Genomic DNA, 18,464 nt, shown 5'->3' on the forward strand with positions numbered 1-18,464 from the left:
GTGCTTACCTAGTTCCATGCCGGCGTCAACTTGCCCTCAGGGCTCTGCCAGTTGGGCATCCAGACCAGCGTAGTCAGGCGCACAGAAATATCTTTCTTTGCCGGTCTAACAATAACTTTCTCCAGCTCCTCGGTTAGTGGGTCACTTTTAGCTGCCAGCGCCTCCGTCTCAGCTTTCAAAGACGACTCGAGCTCCTGCAGCCTCTGTTGATAAGTGGCCACTGTTTCTTGGGCTTGTTTTATGTCCTGGGACTCCTTCATGATACGGCTGGCGCCACGCACTGCCGTTGTGGCACGTCCCAAAGACGAATAGCTAACTGCCTTGCGACCCACAAACGCGCTCAGCAGTGTTGCCCCTACCGATACAGCGGTCTGCATTTTTTGCTGCTTGGCTTGCTCTGCCTCACGCTCAACCGCCTGCTGGGCTCTGCGAACCTGCTCCTCAAGTGTAGCCATCTTCGACGCATATTTCTGCCGAAGTTTTTCTGTTGCCTCATCTCGCTGCTCACGGGCATCTTGCTGTAACCTTATCCGAAAATCGCGTTCCGACTCACCTAAATTCGAGAACTGCTTGAGAGTCGGGCTTCTGAGTAGTTCCAGCTTCTGGTTCCTGTAAAGCCAGTCGGCAAAATCCTTATTCCAGCCACCGTAGTTTCTAGCGTTGCCCGTTGCTGCGGGTAGCTGAGAATACTGGGCTGGTTCATTGGGCGATTTGTCCAAATCGGATATGTTAAAGCTGGCTACTGCCGAGTTATCCCAGTTCACCGCTATAGGATCTTCCGTTATTTGGGTGACAAACGTAGATTCCTGGGCGACATCCACCCCGGTCTTGATATCGGCAAAATGAACCTGCGCTAATCCGAGCAGCATGGGATTGTAGATCAGGGTCTGTCCTGTCGGCTGGCTGCCGCGGATAGGAATAAAATATTGGGAAATATCCGGCGGTAGCAACGGACGTTCAGCCTTTTTGGCAGTAGCACTTACGGCTGCGGCTGGGGCCTGATAGGCAGAAACACCGGGCGAAGATGGAACTTGTGCTGCAGCACCTACAACGGGTTTACCAATTATAGTAGATCTCTTCGGATCCATAAGCAATTTAATCTGATTTCGGGTAACAGGCCCCCTGAGGTACGACATAGCCCACCGGGTTTCGAAAATTTCTGGGGCATCCTCATGGACATCGTTCATCAAGAAAATACGGCTACCGAGCCCGGCTAATGTCTCTTCCATGCTTTGCCGGTCAAATTTTATACCAGTACTGGCAGCAGCACCTTCCAAACCCTCCAGAACCCGCATCTTATCACGCTCTGTCTGCAGTCTTCCTATTAACCACGTGCCCGCATTGGACAGGCCTTTATAGTCCAGGTCTACCGGGTTTTGTGTGGCCAGCAAAATACCAACACCAAAGGCACGCGCCTGTTTCAGCAAAGTAAGAAGAGGTGTTTTTGAAGGAGGATTAGCCACCGGCGGGAAAAAGCCAAAAATCTCATCCATATAGACTATGGCCCTCAAGCTCGTGGTACCGGACTGCATGCGTGTCCAACCCAGTATTTGATTAAGCAGTAATGATACAAAGAACATACGCTCGGCATCATTAAGATGGGCTATAGAGAATATTGATATTCGTGGCTTGCCATCTGGGGCATGCAATATTCGGTCGATATCGAGCGGCTCCCCTTCTAACCAGGCGTTAAAGCCTGGTGCCGCCAGCAAATTATTAAGCGAAAGAGCCAGTTCAAAACGCTCCTTAGACGGATAAAATGATTCGATGTCCATAACACCTATCTTGGCTACGGGAGGTGTTTGTATATGTTGAATGAGAGCTGCCAAATCCAAATCCCGGCCTTGTTTCCAGGATGAATCCAATATTGTCGAGATTAAAATATGCTCCCGGCTCCGGATCGGGTCAGCCTCTATGCCCATAAGTCCAAGCAAACTGGTAGCTGTGGAGCTGATTCGGTCTCCAAGAAGCTCACTATCGTCAATAATGGCAGCTGGCGGAGCAGCAAATGATTTCAATATGGAAACTGGTATACCGGCACTGCTTCCCGGCGTATATATGACGAAATCGGCCGCCTGGCGCAGGCGACCAATCCGTTCACCGCTTTGCCCCCATCCCGCGAGACCCTTCTTCCACATCTCCGCCTGCTGTTTAGAATATTCCTCTGCGGAAAGCCCCTTCTTGCGAGCATCATCCTCATTTATCCAAGGGGCAAAATCTTCCGGTCGTAGCTCCGGGAATGTTAGTAGCAGATTAGGCAGGTCTCCTTTGGGGTCAATAACGATTGCCGGGACGCCATCAAGAGCAGCTTCCTCCAGAAGCGCGATGCAGAGCCCAGTCTTGCCGCTACCGGTCATGCCAACGCAGACGCCGTGTGTTACCAGGTCTTTAGAATCATAGAGAATAAGCCCATCTTTTGGACTTTTTGTTGCCAGGTCATAAGGCCGGCCCAGATAAAAGACTCCCAACTTCTCATAATCTTCCATCGCCAAAGTCTCCTTAAATTATTTTACCGCATCCATTCATTCCCCAGGTTTCCAGAAGCGGCGTCTTTAATTTAAGCCTAATATGCAGACGTTGTCAATAGCGCACAACTTGATTTGTAAAGCCTGTTGTCGTAGACTACTTCTAGTGTGCATAATCCTTTTAAGATTGGAGGCTGACTGATAAAAGGGATGCAGCCTAAGACAAAGAACTTAGAGAAACTTTCAGTAGCTATGAAAGACGAGAATTTCAGTCTATTTGACGCTATCGGTAATACCCCGCTGGTTGAACTAAAGAATCTAAATGGAAATCCGAGGGTAAAAATCCTGGGAAAACTCGAGGGCAGTAACCCCGGAGGTTCAGTTAAAGACCGACCTGCCTACTACATGATAATCAAGGCCGAGGAATCCGGCAGACTAACTAAGGATAAGACAATAGTTGAGCCGACATCAGGAAACATGGGAATTGCCCTAGCTATGATAGGAGCGGCCAAAGGATACAACGTCAAGTTATTTATGCCAGAATGTGTCAGTGTAGAGAGGCAACGTACTCTGGCTGCGCTAGGTGCCGAGGTTATGCTCACCCCAGCCACAGAAGGCACTGATGGCGCTATAAGACGGGCACACCAACTTGCCAGCGAAGAACCTGACAAATGCTACATGCCCAATCAATTCGACAACGAAAGCAACGTCCTGGCTCATTATGAGACAACCGGACCTGAGATATTCGCTCAGACTAAAGGGGAAATTGACGTGTTCATTGCCGGCATGGGGACGACAGGAACGTTAATGGGCACTGGGAAATACCTCAAAGAAAAAAAACGGGGCGTGAAAATAGTTGCGGTAGAGCCTACCGAGGGACATACGATACAGGGACTGAAGAACATGAAAGAATCCATAGTCCCCAAAATCTACCGCCCAGATACATTTGATGAAAAGGTTATCATTGAGGACGATGACGCATTTGAAACAACGAGATTACTGGCTATCAAAGAAGGCCTCTTTGTCGGGATGTCAAGTGGAGCAGCAGTAGCCGGAGCTCTACACATAGCTAAAAATCTGAATTCCGGCACTATTGTGGTTGTACTGCCTGACCGCGGAGACCGCTACTTGAGCACAACGCTGTTCCGGTCGTTTTGCGCCAAATGTCCTCCATAAACTTCCTTTCAACCCAATCCTTCCACAAAGGCCTTAACATTCTTGCCCAAGACATTATGGTTATAACCACCTTCTAGAACAGCAAATCTTCTGCCTTTGCAGTTCCTTTCTGCAGCTTCCTTAACCAACTTTCCAATAGTCCGGTAATCGTCGGTAGCGAGTAGTCCACCCCAATCCTCAATATGGCGATCAAAGCCAGCCGAAACCGCCAGTATAGAGTAGTCTTCCTCTTCCTGGAATCTTCTGGCTATTTCTTCAATGAACGTCTCCCGATTTTGGGCCTCTGGATGAAAATATTTAATCTTGCTCCCTTCAAAAATATTGTTGGTGCCATCTCCAAAATGCAGATCGAAATCCAGAATCAAAGCCTGTTCAATCAGGTTTTCGTTCTGAAGCTTAGCTAAAGCTACGGCGATGTTATTGAAATAGCAGAATCCCCAGCAATGGTCAGGACTGGCATGATGTCCTGGTGGCCTGATAAAACCAAAACTGGCTTCGCCTTCCATAGCTATTTCGGCAGCTTCAATGGCTCCACCGACTGCCAGAGAGGCAATCTCATAAAGATGTTTATCTCTTTTGATTGATTCGACATGATACTGAGTATGGACTCGCCTCAAATCGTCCTCAGAAGCCGTTCGAGGTTCAACAAAGTCGCACTTTCCTTGGAGTTCCTTAAAAATCGCCTCCATTCTCCCTGGACTGGCAGCCGGGTCGGAAGCATAAACCTCAATATATCGGGGGTGGTAAACTATCTTCATAACATCTGAGGACTACCCGAACTAAATCCACTTCAAGATGCCCATGAACACTACCAGGCAGACGATATCGAAGGCGAGTATTGCTCCAACCGTTATTGCCTTCTTCTTAACGCTCTCCATGTCTAACACCCAGAAGGAAACCAGGAAAAAGTAAAGATATCCCACCAGAAAGATCAACCACGGCGCACCTGTGTTCCACCAAGGGTATTCCCAAGTAAGCGCACCAACGGCATTCAACAAATACTCAACAAAGACACAAAAGGCAGCGCCGACGATGGCAAAAAGCACCCGGTTGGGAATGCCCAACACCTTCATTTTCTTGTCCTTGGGCAGCATCTTGCTGAAGGCAATGCCTGCAATCGCAAACATAAAGCAAATCTCTATATTGAGCCCGATTAAAATGAGATAAGCCGTACCTCCAGGCGCACCCCAAACCGGGGCGTACTGAGTAAAATGGAAGACTAGCCCATTCCAAATCTCATTGAACCAATCCATGCCCCAGAACGCCAGACCGGCGAACACCAAGCTCCAGTTTCTCTTTTCGACCTCATTGGCATACACATACACCACAAGGGCAAACAGAGGGATAACATGCCATTGAAACAGGCTTCCATCACGCAAAATACTTAGGGCTTGCTGAGCTGACTCTGTCATAATGCACCTCCATCTGAATGATTACAGCCGAAAAAATCCGCGACTGTTTCAGCGTGCGGCGAATGTCATTATACACCCAGACTAAGACAAAACGGAATACCTTTATCTCTGCATGTTCTCAAATTGATTGACGTAATTGCTGACCATTGATAGAATGGCAATCTGCTGAATATAAATTAGATTACAAAACGCGGATATAGGACGCTTCGTATGATAAAATCAATGACATCCTGGAAAATAGTTGTACTGTTAAGAAAAACAATTCAGGAGTTCACCACCGATAACTGCCCCCTGCTCGCCGCCGCCATTTCATATAACTTGCTCCTCTCCGTGTTCCCTTTTTTACTAGCAATAATATCTATAGCCACTTTTTGTGTAGATGCGCCATCGTTACAGGAACGAATGTCTCAGGCCTTCCAATATTTAGTTCCTGTATCACCTGATTTTATATTAAATATCACCAGTAGTGTGATTAAGGAGCGTGGAGCTGTAGGTATCATATCTATTATACTGATGCTTTTAGGCTGCTTTGGATTTTTCAATTCGCTGAGAATATCACTAAACACAGCTTGGGGAATTCACAAATCCAGATCGATCATACGAAGTCAGCTAACCAACTTTGCTATGATTCTCGGAACTGTCTTGCTTCTATTCATTTCTCGCTTGATAACTGTAATTCTGAATGTCAGCGAAACATTTCTGAGAACAATTACAGATCAACCACTCACAAATTTAGTTCTGTTGCATCTTTTAGTCGTCATCATTGACATCGCTGTTGCTTCTTTGGTTTTTCTTATCATTTATAAATTCATACCCCAACGCCAACTCAGATGGAAAGATGTCTGGAGCAGTGCTGTGGCAGGCGCATTTTGCTTTGAGATAATAACAATTCTATTTATTTTATACTTAGATAAATTTAACCCTTATAATCTAGTATTCGGTTCTATCGGAGCCATCATAGCCTTCCTGGTATGGACATACCTTGCGGCGCTCGTACTTCTCTTTTTTGCTAAAATCTCAGCGATTAATCTGAGGATTAAAAGCGTGCAGTCATAGTAAGTTACTATTCCGGTCAATTAGCGTGGGATTCTAGTTCATATGCTCAATCAACATAACCAGCAGATGCATTCTGCCTTCTTTCGACAACCTCGATGGCACTCCGATATAGGTCAAAAAGTCCACGTCTATTTAAGTTGCTCCCTGGAATAGTCGAGGACTCGTCGTGCCACTACGAGCATGTTAATCTGGCCGGTACCCTCGAAGATATCGTTTATCTTGGCATCACGCATCCATTTTTCCAGCAGGCATTTTCTGGAATAGCCCAGCGGCCCCATGATTTCAACCGCCTTCTGGGTAATCTTGGTAACAGCCAGCCCGGCTTTCGCCTTAGCCATCGATGCTTCAAGGCTATTTGGCAGCATCTGGCTCATTAGCGAAAACGCACGTAATGTCAGCAGCTTGGCTGCCTTGTAATTGGCTTCCATTTCCATGACATCCCGTTCTAGAGCACTGAGCTTGTTACGCGGTAAGCCATAACGTATCTCGATACCTTCCTTTTCCAGTGTTTCCTTGACGAAATCCAAGGCGGCACGGCCAACACCTAAAGCCTGAGCAGCGATCATGGGTCTCGTGGCATCGAAGGTAGCCATGGCTCTTTTGAAGCCGGCAGTCCCGGCCTTGTCTATCTTCCTGACTTCAGGACTGCCCAGTATATTTTCATAAGGTATGCGGCAATTATCGAAAACGATGGTTACAGTATCGCTGGCCCTGATTCCCAGCTTTTTCTCCATCTTCTCCACCCTTGCTCCCGGAGTTCCAGCCTGCACCACAAATGACTTCATGCCAGCACGTCCCGCTGACTTGTCCACAGTAGCCCAGACCACCACCAGGCCTTCAGAGTCCTCCATAGCTCTTTTCCCACAGGTTACAAATATCTTCTCACCGTTGAGCACCCACTCATCGCCATCGCGTACTGCAGTAGCAGTAATGGCAGAGGTGTCCGAGCCGCAACCGGTCTCCGTCATCGCCATAGCACCCCATTTTGGTCCACCCTCGTTATAGTTACCCAGAAAACGCTGCAGTTGCTCTGGTGTCCCCGTTGCGAAAATAGCCGCACCACCCAATCCCGGGCTCGGAACACACAAATAAAGGCCGGCGTCACCCCAGCAGACCTCCTCAGTCCTTAACGCCGCAGTCATGTCCAGCCCGCCAAGCAAGCTGCCTTCCCGCCTTTTCTCCCACAACTTATCGATGAGTTCCTGCGGGCTCTCGTGTTCATGTTCGTCATAATATCGACTTATAGGCCGCAATAGCTCTTCCGCAACCTTATGAGCTGCCTCCACTGCTTCTTTTTGTTCCGGTGTGAGTTCGAAATCTATCATTAGCGGAAACCTCCTTCTATACGATAGCCATGCCATCAAAAGTGGCAAATCCCCGACCGTTCCTGAGCCATAGCTCCACCGGGTGCTCACGGATATAACCATGCCCACCCAATATCTGCACGGCGCGGTCGGTCACCATTAACACCATGTCATCAGCATACGTCTTAGCTAGAGAAGCGTCTTTTGTCGACTCTTCTTTTCTATCCAGCTTCCAACCAGCCTCCCAGGTCATTAATCTGGCAGCATCTATTTCAATGGCCATCTCTGCCAGCATGAAAGCGATTGCCTGTCTAGACGCAATCGGCTCGCCGAAGGCAACACGCTCTTTGGCATAATCTCTCGAGTACTCAAAGGCAGCTCTGGCTACCCCAACAGCCATCGCTGATAGAGCCACCCGTGAGCAGCTTATAATACGCGAGAAATCACATCCCTTGTCACCCCCAAGCCGATTCTCTTTGGGTACGCTGCAATTCTTCAGACTCAGTTCGTATGTGGCTAAGGCTTTAATGCCCATGTTCTTTTCGCGCTCGCCAATCTCCAGCCCCTTGGTACCCTTCTCGACGATGAAAGCTTGACTATTGCCTTTCCCTGCGGCATAGACCAGTAACATGTCGGCATCTGCGGCTAGTGGGACATAGCACTTCTGCCCATTAAGCACATAGCTTCCGTCCTTTAGACTCGCAGTGGTTGAAAGAGAGTAAGGGTCGAAGCCGAATCGAGGCTCGATTAGAGCAGCAGTGGCTGCTTTGCACTTCTCACTGCAAAAAGTAGATAGATACTTTTTCTTCTGCTCCTCAGTGCCCATCTCGAGAATAGGATAAACTGCCAGAGAAGGGCACAGGATATGCATGGCCATAGACAGGTCGCCCCAGGCCAATTCCTCGGCAATCAGTGAACCTGTTATAGCCGAGTGCTCTCCACCAAGACCTCCATACTCCTCGGGTATGCTTGTAGAAACCAGCCCTAATTTCCAGGCAGTGTCGATGATACGGGCAGGAATTTCGCTGTTTTCATCGCACTCCCTGTAGACTTTCCGCATCTCATCGTTGGCAAACTGCTTCACCATGGTCACAATCATTTGCTGTTCTTCACTCGGAGTAAACGAAATCATATCTCAACTCCTTTCAGTACACGCGTAATTTCAACACACCCTCCAAACGGGATAATTTAGCATTACCAGAACCCTTAGTCAAGGATAAATATACCTATATTATGCTCAGAATACCGGTATTAAGCCCAATACCTGCAGAGATAATTTATTAGAACCAGTACCATCGGGGAATTGCCTAAGAATTACCGCTCCATCAGCTTAAGCGCTGCATCCACGATACGCTTCGTGCCAGGAAGAACCTGGTCTTCAAGCTCCCGACAATAGGGTATGGTCTCTTCAGTGCAGACTCGGCCATACCGCACCGGAATTCCCGCCTCCAACACCACTGCGGCAAGCTCTCCTGAGAGACCGAAATCCTTATAGTCCTCATCCACAACCAGCAAACGTCCACTTCTGGAGACAGCCTGACACAGCGTCTCCTTGTCTAACGGCGAAACAGTTCTTAAGTCCAGCACACCGGCTGAGATACGTCTCCTTTTGAGTATCGCTGATGCCTCCAGACAACGGTGGACTCCAACGGCAATGCTCACCATCGTAACGTCATTGCCTTCACGCCGCATAGCTGCCTTCCCCAGGGGCAAAGGCATCCATTTGTCAGGAACAGGACCACATGTACCTTCCGCTGGCACGTCATACTGCACAGTTTTACGCCCACCCGACCCTAAGAAGTCCAGCATATTGCTGGCAAGAAGCTTGTGCTCCAGATAGACCACCGGCCCTTCATGTTCAATAGCTGATAACATCAATCCACCGGCATCTGCAGGATTCGATGGTACCACCACAGTCAGTCCCGGAACATGTGCCAGCCAGCCCCACAATGATTGCTCATGTTGTCCCCCATCACCATAGCCCCCACCGCACGGAGCCCTAACAACCATGGGAACCTTCCATTTACCCCCAGAAAATGCATCCACCTTGGCAGCATGGTTAAGCAATGCATCCACAGCCACCCCAATGAAGTCCACCATCATCACCTCCACCACCGGCTGCAGACCCGCCATGGCAGCTCCCACTGCAGCCCCGACAAATGCAGCCTCACTGATAGGAGCAGGACGAATTCTCTTTTCACCAAAACGCACAAAGAGTCCAGTCCTCAGCCCATGAACATCCTCCCCAAAGACCACTACTCTGGAATCACTCGCCATAGCTTGGGCTAAGGCATCATCTATGGCATCGGCAAAGCCCATCGTCTTCATTATCTCTTTCCCCCATTAGAGCTATGACAATGCAACATCCACCGCCTGCTTGATTTCCTTCGCTATCTCTTTCTCGATTTCATCTAGGCGAGATTTCTCTCCTTTCAACCTCTGCCTAGCACGGTAAATAGGGTCACGGTGCTTACTGTACTTCTCAGTCACAGTTTGACCAATCAGAGACGTTATCGTGCCAAGGCTGGCAATACGCTCACCCGGCGATGCCCCTTGCCTCACCGGTAAGGAGCGCATTAGCGGCTTGACCATTCCCATCATCGACTCTAGAGATTTCCGTAACGGCGTGTAACCCAGGAAGTGTCCCTCAGGCCTGATGCAGTGAGCCAACAGAAAGGCGGGGCTGTTATTTTTACGTGCCCTGTCAACTCCCTCTCTTGCAGCATTCCATACCGCCTCCACATCTGTCCCATCCACCTCAAGCGCTGGCATTCCGAATCCCTTGACACGGTCAAGCAAATTTCCACCTGTGACATACCTAGAACGGGTGGTGATCGCCCATTCATTGTCCTTGCAGACAAAGAGCACAGGCAGCTTCCAGGCGACGGCAAGGTTAAAGGATTCCAAAAGCATACCCTGATTCATAGCTCCGTCTCCGAAAAAAGCCACAGCTATATTCCCTGGACGGAGATGCTGAGCAGCTAAGGCAAAACCAGCAGCTACTGGGCCGGCTGAACCTACGATACCTGAAGATGCCGCAAGGTACTCGAGAGAAAAGAGATGCATGTGTCCACCCATACCACCACAGAGACCGTCACTACTACCCAAAAACTCCTTCAGCAGGAGTACCAGGTCCACTCCACGTACAACCAGCGGCGGCGTACCACGGTGGTCAAGGGCCATTGCATCCCCATCCTGCAGGTGCGCTACAACACCTGCGGCGATAGCTTCTTCTCCAATACCCAGGTGCATCTCACCGGAGATTTTTCCCTTCTCCCACAAATCTGCCACCGCCTCCTCAAACCGTCGGCTCCGCAGCATGTGTCGGTAAAGTGCCCACAAATCAGGCCCCATGCTCTCCTCCGATGAGTGATAGACTATAGCCCATAATTATATGCCCTCAATAACTTTTGGTATCTGGTTACTGAAACCGGACGATAAGGATGGCCGCATATATGACAAAGGCCACGATAGCGATTAGACTAATAACACCCATGACAATAGCCAGACGTGCTCGACCGACTCTACTACCCAAGATGTCGCCTATGAGTATGACTACAGCAATGCCCACCACTATCCCGACCACGGTAATAGCAGTTTTCAAATCAATCATAAACCACTCCTCATAGTTTAATTATAGCAGTAATTCCCGACAAGGCAAGACTTTGCCTAACTCATCTGCTTCTGCTATCATCTCAAAACATGCAAATTAAGCTAACTTTTCTGGGCGCGGCTCAGAGCGTCACCGGCTCATGCTACCTCGTTGAGGCCAGCAACGTCAGATTCCTGGTAGATTGCGGGCTTTACCAGGAGAGGGAGTTCAGAGGACGGAACTGGGAACCGTTTCCTATTCCGCCCGAAACTCTGGATTGCGTCCTTCTAACCCACGCCCACCTCGACCATAGCGGCCTTCTGCCCAAGCTAGTCCGTGAAGGTTTCCATGGTCCGATTTACTGTCTTGCTGCCACCACTGAAATCGCAGAAATCATGCTCCTCGATTCAGCAAACCTCCAGGAAGAAGATGCAGAATTTAAGAAAAAGAGACACCAAAAAACAAGGAGACAAGGCCAATATCCGGAGGTTCCACTGTACACGGTAGATGACGCCAAAGCTTCTTTCCCACTTTTCTCGCCTGTAGAATATAGAAAAACCGTCAGTATAGGCAAAGGTATTGAAGCCACCTTTTATGATGCAGGTCATGTCCTTGGCTCATCCATGATAAGGGTCAGGATACAGCAAAACGGGGAGGAGAGGACGATTCTCTTCTCTGGAGACATTGGCCGTTGGGGTAAACCGATACTCCGTGACCCCACACTGTTCGAAGAAGCAGCCTACGTACTCGTGGAGTCCACATATGGTGATAGGTCACTTGAGCCTTCAGAAGACGCCGCCAACAAGCTAGCCGATGTCATAAACGCAACCGTGAAATCCAGAGGAAACATAGTCATCCCCAGCTTCGCTCTGGAGAGGTCACAGGAGATATTGTACTGTCTCAACAAGTTCCTACTTGAAGACCGCATACCGCACCTCATGGTTTTCATCGACAGCCCTATGGCAGTAAGCATTACCGGAGTGTTTGAACATCATCCTGAACTGTTCGATAAGGAAATGGTCAAGCTTATGCGCCAGAAAAGGTCGCCCTTTGATTTCCGTGGCTTAAATGTGATAAGAACGGCTGAGGAGTCAAAGGCGATAAATCGAATAAAGGGTACCGTTATTATCATCGCCGGCTCCGGGATGTGTACCGGCGGCAGGATAAAACACCATCTGGTAACCAATATCTCCAGGAAAGAGAGTACAATACTTTTTGTCGGCTATCAGGCAGTAGGAACTTTAGGCAGGGAGATAGTTGGCGGTGCTGAAAAAGTCAGGATACTGGGGCAGCACTATCCAGTTAAAGCCAGAGTGGTACAGATAAACGGCTTTTCGGCACATGCCGACAGGGATGAACTTCTCAAATGGCTCTCAAGCCTTCGCAAACCACCCAGGCGCCTCTTTGTAACCCATGGCGAATCGAGCGTATCGCAGCATTTCGCTAGCCTTATCAAAGATAAAATAGGATGGGAGGTAGCTGTCCCAAAATATCAGGAGGAGTTTCTGCTCGATTAGAGGCTTATTCCAAGCCCGTCTGAGCTACAGCTCTTCTACCAACGATTTTTTGCTTTACATACCATTGCTGAACTGTGTCAACCACTTCATCAGGCGTGTCGCAAACTCTGAGTAAATCAAAGTCCCCTTCAGAGACAAAGCCCTTAGTTAAGGTTTGACGTCGCAGCCAGTCTAGAAACCCCTTCCAGTATTTACTATCAAACAAAATCACGGGGAAAGGTTTTATCTTGTGGGTCTGCATCAATGTCAGCACCTCGGTTAATTCGTCAAGCGTCCCCAGCCCACCAGGCATCATGATAAAAGCGGTAGCATACTTCACCAGCATGACCTTGCGAACAAAAAAATGGTGAAACGTTATCGATTTGGTGGTGTAAGGATTACAAGCCTGCTCCTCCGGCAGCTCGATGTTTAGTCCAATTGAGGCCACTCCAGCTTCGAGAGCACCCTTGTTGGCTGCTTCCATAACACCGGGTCCACCACCACTTATAATTGAAAAACCCAGCTCACCCAGCCGACGGGCTATCTCTTCGGTCTTCGCAAAAAGCTCGTCATCTGACTTCAGTCGAGCCGAACCATATATAGTCACCGCCGGTTCTACGCCTGCAAGCTCATCAAACCCTTCCACCAGCTCCCCGATTATCCGAAACATCCGCCAGGAATCTTCTTTAGCTAATTCGTTTATCTCATATTCTTGCGCCATATATGCCTCCGCTTCAATCAGATATTACCATACTGGGTACAAAAACTGCCACTAAACCAACCAAAGCTGCCTTGACACAATTCGGCAAGCAATCTACACTATTGACAACCTTTTGAGGATAGCGTTTATTTGTCATTGCGAGCGAAGCGTGGCAATCTGGGGGATAAAGATAGGGTGAGATTCTTCGTTGCGCTCAGAATGACAGGCAGTGTCGCTCAATAGGCTTGTGAAGGTGTAGTCGTAATGATTTGTCCGTCCTGTAAGAGCGATATGATAGTTGTTGAGTATAACAACATCGAGCTTGATTATTGTAACGACTGCCATGGGGTATGGTTCGATTCCACAGAACTCGAGCTATTGCTGAAGTCAATGAACCTCGATAGCCACAACCTGCTACTCAGCGATATATTGAAATCGCCGGAAGCCGAGTCATCGGAGAAGAAGCGGAAATGTCCCATCTGCAGGAAGAAAATGAAGAAAACAACCATCGGCGAACATCCCAGAGTACTCGTCGATGTCTGCCCGCAAGGACACGGATTGTGGTTCGATGGCGGTGAGATGGCTCAATTGCTAAAACATCTAGCCGGGAAAAAACCAGCAAGAAAGGATTCTCAACAACAGGTAATAAGTTTCCTGGGAGAAACATTCAAAGCTGGAACTCAGCTGCAACAATAAAAGCATATGATAAACGGATAAACAACCGTTAAGGAGGGTTACCCATGATAGCAGTCTGGATTGTCATCGGCATCGTAGTTATCCTTATCATCGCCTTCATCGCCATCTACAATGGCCTGGTCAGGTCGCACAACCAGGTAAAAAATGCCTGGGCGCAGATTGATGTCCAGCTAAAGAGACGGCATGACCTGATTCCAAACCTTGTAGAAACGGTAAAAGGCTACATGAAACATGAACGACAGACAATGGAGGCAGTAACTAAAGCCCGCACCCTTGCCCAGCAGGTAGCTTCCGCCGGGCCGGGCGAGCGAGCTAAGGCTGAGGGTGAGCTAAGCTCAGCCTTGAATCGGCTGCTGGCTGTAGCTGAAAGATACCCCGACCTCAAAGCCAGCCAGAACTTCCTGGCTCTCCAGGAAGAGCTCGCCTCAACCGAAAACAAGATAAGCTTCTCCCGTCAGTTCTACAATGATTCGGTGTTAAACTATAACAATCAGACGCAGATGTTCCCGTCTAACATCATAGCCGGCATGGCTGGCTTTAAGCCAGGCGAGTTCTTCGAGGTCACCGTAGCTGCGGAAAAAGAGGCGCCAAAAGTCAGCTTTACTTAATCAATAGAGGAGAAATCCCAAATCCAACTCTCTAAACAATAACGTTTAGGGTTTGGTGCCTGGGATTTCGTGCTTGTTTTTATGTGGGAACAAATCAGGTCTAACCAGACCAGGTCAGCAATACTTGTAGTTTGGATGGGAGTATTGCTGCTCCTGCTCGGCTATTTCCTGGGCGTGTACTTCTTCGATAGCGGCACAGGCGGCTTAATCTTCGCCCTGATACTATGGATAATCATGAGTCTGGTCGCCTATTTCCAGGGAGACAGCATCCTGCTTGCCATGTCGGGAGCCAAGAAAATCAGCCACGATGACCATCCCCGCCTATTTAACATAGCTGAGGAAATGAAGATTGCCTCCGGTCTGGAAACAATGCCCGCCATATATATTGTTGACGACCCGGCGCTGAACGCCTTCGCCACCGGGCGAGACCCCAAAAAGGCATCTGTGACCGTCACCTCCGGACTGCTGCAGAAGCTCAACCGAGATGAGCTACAGGGAGTCGTTGGGCACGAGATGTCTCACATCAAAAACCGAGATGTGCTATTGATGGCAATGTGCAGCGTGCTTCTCGGCACTATCGTCATCCTGGCCTGGTACGCATCACGATTCATGCTTTTCGGCGGCATGGGCAGAACCAGAAGAAGCTTCTCTTCAGGCGGTGGCTCGGGCCAGATTATCATCATCATTGTTGCCATTGCCTTTATGATACTGGCTCCAATCATGGCTCAACTCATTTACTTCGCCATCTCCAGAAAAAGAGAATACCTAGCAGACGCCTCCTCAGCTCTATACACCAGATACCCTGAAGGATTGGCCTCGGCTCTAGAGAAGATAGCCACCTCCACCGACCAGCTAAAATCAGCCAATCAAGCCACAGCACCAATGTATATTGTCAATCCCTTCCGCAAGCGAGGTATGTCTGCCGAGAATCTCACCAGTACCCATCCACCAATATCCGAGCGAATACGCATATTACGTTCCATGGCTGGTGCCTCTTTTGCTGACTATGCTGCTGCTTATAGACAGGTTCGCGATACCAGCCAAGTATTAATACCCGCTGCTGCGGTAACAGCCGCCGGAACTGTGGCTCTGCGAGCCGCACGACCGGAGGCACCCAAAAAACTCGAAACTGTCCAGCGGGCTCGAGAGACCTCGAACTTAATGTGGAACCTCAACAAATACAACACCATAACCTGTGCTTGCGGCACCAAGCTGCGGCTGCCTCCCAACTTCAAATTACCTGAAATCAGATGCCCACACTGCGGCAGAATCAACCCGGTTTGAAAGGAGAAAAACGATGAAATTCAAAGACTTAGTCTACGTTGAAAAAGATAAAATTGCCTGGATTACGCTGAACCGTCCCAAATCCTTCAATGCCTTAAGCATGAACCTTTCCGATGAGCTGGTAGCTGCCATAGAAATGATACGCAAATCCACTGCGCTTAAATTCCTGGTGATAAAAGGCGCCGGCGACAACTTCTGCGTTGGGGATGACATCACAGAGATGGCCCAGTGGGGCAATGCCAATGACGTCATGCGCCGTGTCCGATACTACCAGAACATGGCCAATCAGCTTGAAGAACTGGACAAAATAACCATCTCCGCCGTAGATGGCTATGCCGTAGGTGGTGGCCTGGAAATCACCATGGCCTGCGATTTCGTCATCGCCACGGAACGCGCCAGATGGGGAATGCCTGAGGTGGATGTGGGGATTACACCGGGGTGGGGTGGAACAACACGCCTGGCTCGCCTCATCGGTCGGCGCATGGTCAAAGAGATTAACATGCTCGGTGCTCTCCATCATGCCCGCAGGGCCGTGGAGTTAGGGCTTTGGAACCGGGTTGTACCCAACGACCAGCTCGATGCCGAGGTGGACAAATTGCTTGAATTATTGCGCACCAAGCACCAGCAGGGACTGCGACAGTTGAAGTTCATAATCAACCGTGGCGTGGAATGCGACCTTTATACGGCACAGGGCTTCGAAGCGCTTTCTGGCGCGCTAATCGGAGCTATTAGTAGTTGGGGAGAAATAGAGGATGCGGACAGAGGTGCTGGGGTACAGGCTTTCACCCAAAAAAACGAACTCTGGAATAAACGTCGCAGCCTAGCCACAAACTTCTGGGTGGATTAGATAATGTATACCATGAAATGAACACGGAGGGATAAATGCCATCGGAAAAACCTAAAAGAAAGAAGAGGGTCGAAACGAACATCCGCCAGATGGAGATAGACGATATCAGCGCTGTCTATCACCTGGGCGAGCAGCTTTTCACCAGCGAGGAATTTCCTATTCTCTACCGCACCTGGGACCAATATGAGGTAACCGATTATTTCACCTCCGACCCTGAATATTGCATGGTTGCCGAGACCGAACCGGATGGGAAAATTATCGGCTTCATAATAGGTACCACCATTGAGAAGGAAGGCACTGCCTGGAAGAAATACGGATACCTAAGCTGGATAGGTGTGGATGAAGCTTTCCACAGGACTAATTTGGGCCTCCGACTTTATAGAAAGCTGGAACAGAGGCTGCGGAGAAATGGAGTCAGGATGGTTATAGCCGATACCGACGCTGAGAATGAGCCTGCTATCGCCTTCTTCAAGGCGATTGGCTTCTCCCATAGCAGCCAGCACGTCTGGCTGGCCAAAACCATTCGCCGACCCAACAAAGACAACAACAAGCCCGAGAACTCTTCAAAAACCACATGAATCAGAACAAGTACCATGAAACCAAACACTAGCCAGTCAATGAATATAAAACCAGCAAGGCTGAAAAAGCTTCTCAAAGACCTGGTGGACATCTACAGTCCGTCGGGTAAAGAGGAGGAAATTGTTGAGTTTGCAGAAGAATATCTCAAGAAACATGGCCTGGTGATAAGCAAGCAGGAAGTCGATGAGAACCGCTTTAACCTGATAGCCTTCCCTAAGGGAAAAGACGAGGCAGACCTCTGCTTTGTAGGACATCTTGATACCGTTACTGCCCACGACCTCGAGGATTTTGGATTCAGTGAGAAAGACGACACCATCTTTGGCCTGGGAACCACAGATATGAAAGCCGGCTGCGCTGCCATGATGGAAGCGTTCATCGCTCTGGCTAGCAGAAAAAAGGCTTTCCCGCCAGTAGGGCTAGCCTTAGTGGTTGGCGAAGAGGAAGACAGCAGCGGTGCCAAGGCATTGATTCAGGAATATAGTTTCCCGTGGGCGGTGATTGGTGAGCCTACCAACATGGTACCCTGTCTCGGGCATTACGGCTATCTGGAAGCACTACTGCGCACCGAGGGGAAAAAAGCCCACTCTTCTATGCCGGAACTTGGTCAAAATGCCATTGAGGCCATGCTAAGACTCTTGCTGCAAATCACAGAATACGCCGCATCAGCACCACAAGGCTTGGTGTACAACATCAGAGAACTTTCAGGCTTCCCCGGTGGATTCGTCGTGCCGGACACCTGTGAGGCCTGGCTGGACCTTCACCTGCCACCTAACGCCAGAATTGACATGCTCAAAAGGGAACTGGAACAACTAGTAGAGGCAGCAAGTGCCAACATCCCCGACCTGAATGCCCGTCTGAAATTTGAAGATACACACGCCGGCTACCAGATCTCCCAGGAGAGACCCTTGATAAGTAAGCTGAAGGAAACATATAGAAAGATGTCTCTCCCCTGGGAACCTCAAGACTTCAGGAGCCATTCCGATGGCAGCGTGCTCTGGGCTGCCGGTGTAGACCCCATCGTACTAGGGCCTGGTCGGCTAGAAGCAGCCCATGCACCGGAAGAATCGGTTTCCTTCCAGCAGGTGCTGCAGGCAGCTCAGCTGTATCTGAACCTGGCACTGGCCATATAAGCCCGGACTATTCGTCACTTTCCACCCTTAGTCGTGCGTCACAAATGTAGCCTTGACCCTTTAGGATCGCCCTTCTTTCCGTTCATTCTGAGCTTGTCGAAGAATCTCAAGCCTCGTGG

General features: G+C 49.3%; 18 protein-coding genes. 9 read left to right on the forward strand and 9 right to left on the reverse strand.

Features of this window, described 5'->3' with window-relative positions:
* Positions 1-8: 8 nt before the first annotated feature.
* Entirely contained in the window at positions 9-2,486 is a 2,478-nt protein-coding gene (locus FJ023_04020) for an ATP-binding protein (protein ID MBM4446504.1), read from the reverse strand.
* A 231-nt stretch (positions 2,487-2,717) separates the two neighbouring features.
* On the opposite strand from FJ023_04020, the gene FJ023_04025 reads away from it, so the two are divergent.
* Complete coding sequence (locus FJ023_04025) at positions 2,718-3,641, forward strand: PLP-dependent cysteine synthase family protein (protein MBM4446505.1); 924 nt, start codon at positions 2,718-2,720, stop codon at positions 3,639-3,641.
* An 8-nt stretch (positions 3,642-3,649) separates the two neighbouring features.
* Here the strand turns inward: FJ023_04025 and FJ023_04030 are convergent, their stop codons facing one another.
* Together FJ023_04030 and FJ023_04035 are read right to left on the reverse strand one after the other, a co-directional pair.
* Positions 3,650-4,399, reverse strand: coding sequence for a histone deacetylase family protein (locus FJ023_04030; GenBank protein ID MBM4446506.1), 750 nt, complete (start codon positions 4,397-4,399; stop codon positions 3,650-3,652).
* 21 nt (positions 4,400-4,420) lie between these two features.
* Positions 4,421-5,056, reverse strand: coding sequence for a hypothetical protein (locus FJ023_04035; GenBank protein MBM4446507.1), 636 nt, complete (start codon positions 5,054-5,056; stop codon positions 4,421-4,423).
* A gap of 207 nt (positions 5,057-5,263) precedes the next feature.
* Here FJ023_04035 and FJ023_04040 point away from each other — a divergent pair, with 207 nt between their 5' ends.
* A complete protein-coding gene (locus tag FJ023_04040) occupies positions 5,264-6,109 on the forward strand; it encodes a YihY/virulence factor BrkB family protein (protein MBM4446508.1) in 846 nt (281 codons plus the stop codon).
* A 128-nt stretch (positions 6,110-6,237) separates the two neighbouring features.
* Here FJ023_04040 and FJ023_04045 read toward each other — a convergent pair whose 3' ends face one another.
* The 5 genes from FJ023_04045 to FJ023_04065 all read right to left on the reverse strand — a co-directional run bounded on the left by FJ023_04045 (position 6,238) and on the right by FJ023_04065 (position 11,026).
* Positions 6,238-7,434: an acyl-CoA dehydrogenase gene (locus FJ023_04045; GenBank protein ID MBM4446509.1), complete on the reverse strand. Its 1,197-nt coding sequence runs from the start codon at positions 7,432-7,434 to the stop codon at positions 6,238-6,240.
* A 16-nt stretch (positions 7,435-7,450) separates the two neighbouring features.
* Complete coding sequence (locus tag FJ023_04050; protein ID MBM4446510.1) at positions 7,451-8,545, reverse strand: acyl-CoA dehydrogenase; 1,095 nt, start codon at positions 8,543-8,545, stop codon at positions 7,451-7,453.
* A gap of 182 nt (positions 8,546-8,727) precedes the next feature.
* Positions 8,728-9,741: a pyruvate dehydrogenase gene (locus FJ023_04055; GenBank protein MBM4446511.1), complete on the reverse strand. Its 1,014-nt coding sequence runs from the start codon at positions 9,739-9,741 to the stop codon at positions 8,728-8,730.
* 21 nt (positions 9,742-9,762) lie between these two features.
* Positions 9,763-10,767: a thiamine pyrophosphate-dependent dehydrogenase E1 component subunit alpha gene (locus FJ023_04060; GenBank protein MBM4446512.1), complete on the reverse strand. Its 1,005-nt coding sequence runs from the start codon at positions 10,765-10,767 to the stop codon at positions 9,763-9,765.
* Between the two features lie 67 nt (positions 10,768-10,834).
* Positions 10,835-11,026, reverse strand: coding sequence for a hypothetical protein (locus FJ023_04065; GenBank protein ID MBM4446513.1), 192 nt, complete (start codon positions 11,024-11,026; stop codon positions 10,835-10,837).
* Between the two features lie 89 nt (positions 11,027-11,115).
* On the opposite strand from FJ023_04065, the gene FJ023_04070 reads away from it, so the two are divergent.
* Entirely contained in the window at positions 11,116-12,522 is a 1,407-nt protein-coding gene (locus FJ023_04070) for an MBL fold metallo-hydrolase (GenBank protein MBM4446514.1), read from the forward strand.
* A 4-nt stretch (positions 12,523-12,526) separates the two neighbouring features.
* On the opposite strand, the gene FJ023_04075 is transcribed toward FJ023_04070, so the two are convergent.
* Positions 12,527-13,222: a TIGR00730 family Rossman fold protein gene (locus tag FJ023_04075; GenBank protein ID MBM4446515.1), complete on the reverse strand. Its 696-nt coding sequence runs from the start codon at positions 13,220-13,222 to the stop codon at positions 12,527-12,529.
* A 243-nt stretch (positions 13,223-13,465) separates the two neighbouring features.
* Here FJ023_04075 and FJ023_04080 point away from each other — a divergent pair, with 243 nt between their 5' ends.
* The 6 genes from FJ023_04080 to FJ023_04105 all read left to right on the forward strand — a co-directional run bounded on the left by FJ023_04080 (position 13,466) and on the right by FJ023_04105 (position 18,345).
* Positions 13,466-13,897, forward strand: coding sequence for a hypothetical protein (locus FJ023_04080; protein MBM4446516.1), 432 nt, complete (start codon positions 13,466-13,468; stop codon positions 13,895-13,897).
* Positions 13,898-13,941: 44 nt separating this feature from the next.
* Positions 13,942-14,505 carry a LemA family protein gene (locus FJ023_04085; protein ID MBM4446517.1) on the forward strand — a complete coding sequence of 188 codons (564 nt, stop codon included), beginning with the start codon at positions 13,942-13,944 and terminating at the stop codon, positions 14,503-14,505.
* 81 nt (positions 14,506-14,586) lie between these two features.
* The gene (locus FJ023_04090) at positions 14,587-15,789 is read left to right on the forward strand and encodes a M48 family metallopeptidase (protein MBM4446518.1); all 1,203 of its coding nucleotides are present in this window, start codon (positions 14,587-14,589) and stop codon (positions 15,787-15,789) included.
* Between the two features lie 13 nt (positions 15,790-15,802).
* Positions 15,803-16,636 (forward strand): enoyl-CoA hydratase/isomerase family protein, encoded by an 834-nt coding sequence (locus FJ023_04095; protein MBM4446519.1) that lies wholly within the window; start codon positions 15,803-15,805, stop codon positions 16,634-16,636.
* 35 nt (positions 16,637-16,671) lie between these two features.
* A complete protein-coding gene (locus FJ023_04100; GenBank protein ID MBM4446520.1) occupies positions 16,672-17,214 on the forward strand; it encodes a GNAT family N-acetyltransferase in 543 nt (180 codons plus the stop codon).
* A 15-nt stretch (positions 17,215-17,229) separates the two neighbouring features.
* Positions 17,230-18,345, forward strand: coding sequence for a M20 family metallopeptidase (locus tag FJ023_04105; protein MBM4446521.1), 1,116 nt, complete (start codon positions 17,230-17,232; stop codon positions 18,343-18,345).
* Positions 18,346-18,464 lie beyond the last annotated feature (119 nt).

Source organism: Chloroflexota bacterium, assembly GCA_016875875.1.
In the GTDB taxonomy this organism is placed as follows: Bacteria; Chloroflexota; Dehalococcoidia; order GIF9; family UBA5629; genus 9FT-COMBO-48-23.

Bases quoted from the DNA above. Each gene is read 5' to 3' on its own strand.
- FJ023_04055 (MBM4446511.1), bottom strand. From the start codon at position 9,741: ATGAAGACGATGGGCTTTGCCGATGCCATAGATGATGCCTTAGCCCAA.
- FJ023_04025 (MBM4446505.1), top strand. From the start codon at position 2,718: ATGAAAGACGAGAATTTCAGTCTATTTGACGCTATCGGTAATACCCCG.
- FJ023_04080 (MBM4446516.1), top strand. From the start codon at position 13,466: ATGATTTGTCCGTCCTGTAAGAGCGATATGATAGTTGTTGAGTATAAC.
- FJ023_04095 (MBM4446519.1), top strand. From the start codon at position 15,803: ATGAAATTCAAAGACTTAGTCTACGTTGAAAAAGATAAAATTGCCTGG.
- FJ023_04105 (MBM4446521.1), top strand. From the start codon at position 17,230: ATGAAACCAAACACTAGCCAGTCAATGAATATAAAACCAGCAAGGCTG.
- FJ023_04030 (MBM4446506.1), bottom strand. From the start codon at position 4,399: ATGAAGATAGTTTACCACCCCCGATATATTGAGGTTTATGCTTCCGAC.
- FJ023_04090 (MBM4446518.1), top strand. From the start codon at position 14,587: ATGTGGGAACAAATCAGGTCTAACCAGACCAGGTCAGCAATACTTGTA.
- FJ023_04045 (MBM4446509.1), bottom strand. From the start codon at position 7,434: ATGATAGATTTCGAACTCACACCGGAACAAAAAGAAGCAGTGGAGGCA.
- FJ023_04100 (MBM4446520.1), top strand. From the start codon at position 16,672: ATGCCATCGGAAAAACCTAAAAGAAAGAAGAGGGTCGAAACGAACATC.
- FJ023_04065 (MBM4446513.1), bottom strand. From the start codon at position 11,026: ATGATTGATTTGAAAACTGCTATTACCGTGGTCGGGATAGTGGTGGGC.
- FJ023_04040 (MBM4446508.1), top strand. From the start codon at position 5,264: ATGATAAAATCAATGACATCCTGGAAAATAGTTGTACTGTTAAGAAAA.
- FJ023_04075 (MBM4446515.1), bottom strand. From the start codon at position 13,222: ATGGCGCAAGAATATGAGATAAACGAATTAGCTAAAGAAGATTCCTGG.
- FJ023_04020 (MBM4446504.1), bottom strand. From the start codon at position 2,486: ATGGAAGATTATGAGAAGTTGGGAGTCTTTTATCTGGGCCGGCCTTAT.
- FJ023_04050 (MBM4446510.1), bottom strand. From the start codon at position 8,545: ATGATTTCGTTTACTCCGAGTGAAGAACAGCAAATGATTGTGACCATG.
- FJ023_04060 (MBM4446512.1), bottom strand. From the start codon at position 10,767: ATGGGGCCTGATTTGTGGGCACTTTACCGACACATGCTGCGGAGCCGA.
- FJ023_04070 (MBM4446514.1), top strand. From the start codon at position 11,116: ATGCAAATTAAGCTAACTTTTCTGGGCGCGGCTCAGAGCGTCACCGGC.
- FJ023_04085 (MBM4446517.1), top strand. From the start codon at position 13,942: ATGATAGCAGTCTGGATTGTCATCGGCATCGTAGTTATCCTTATCATC.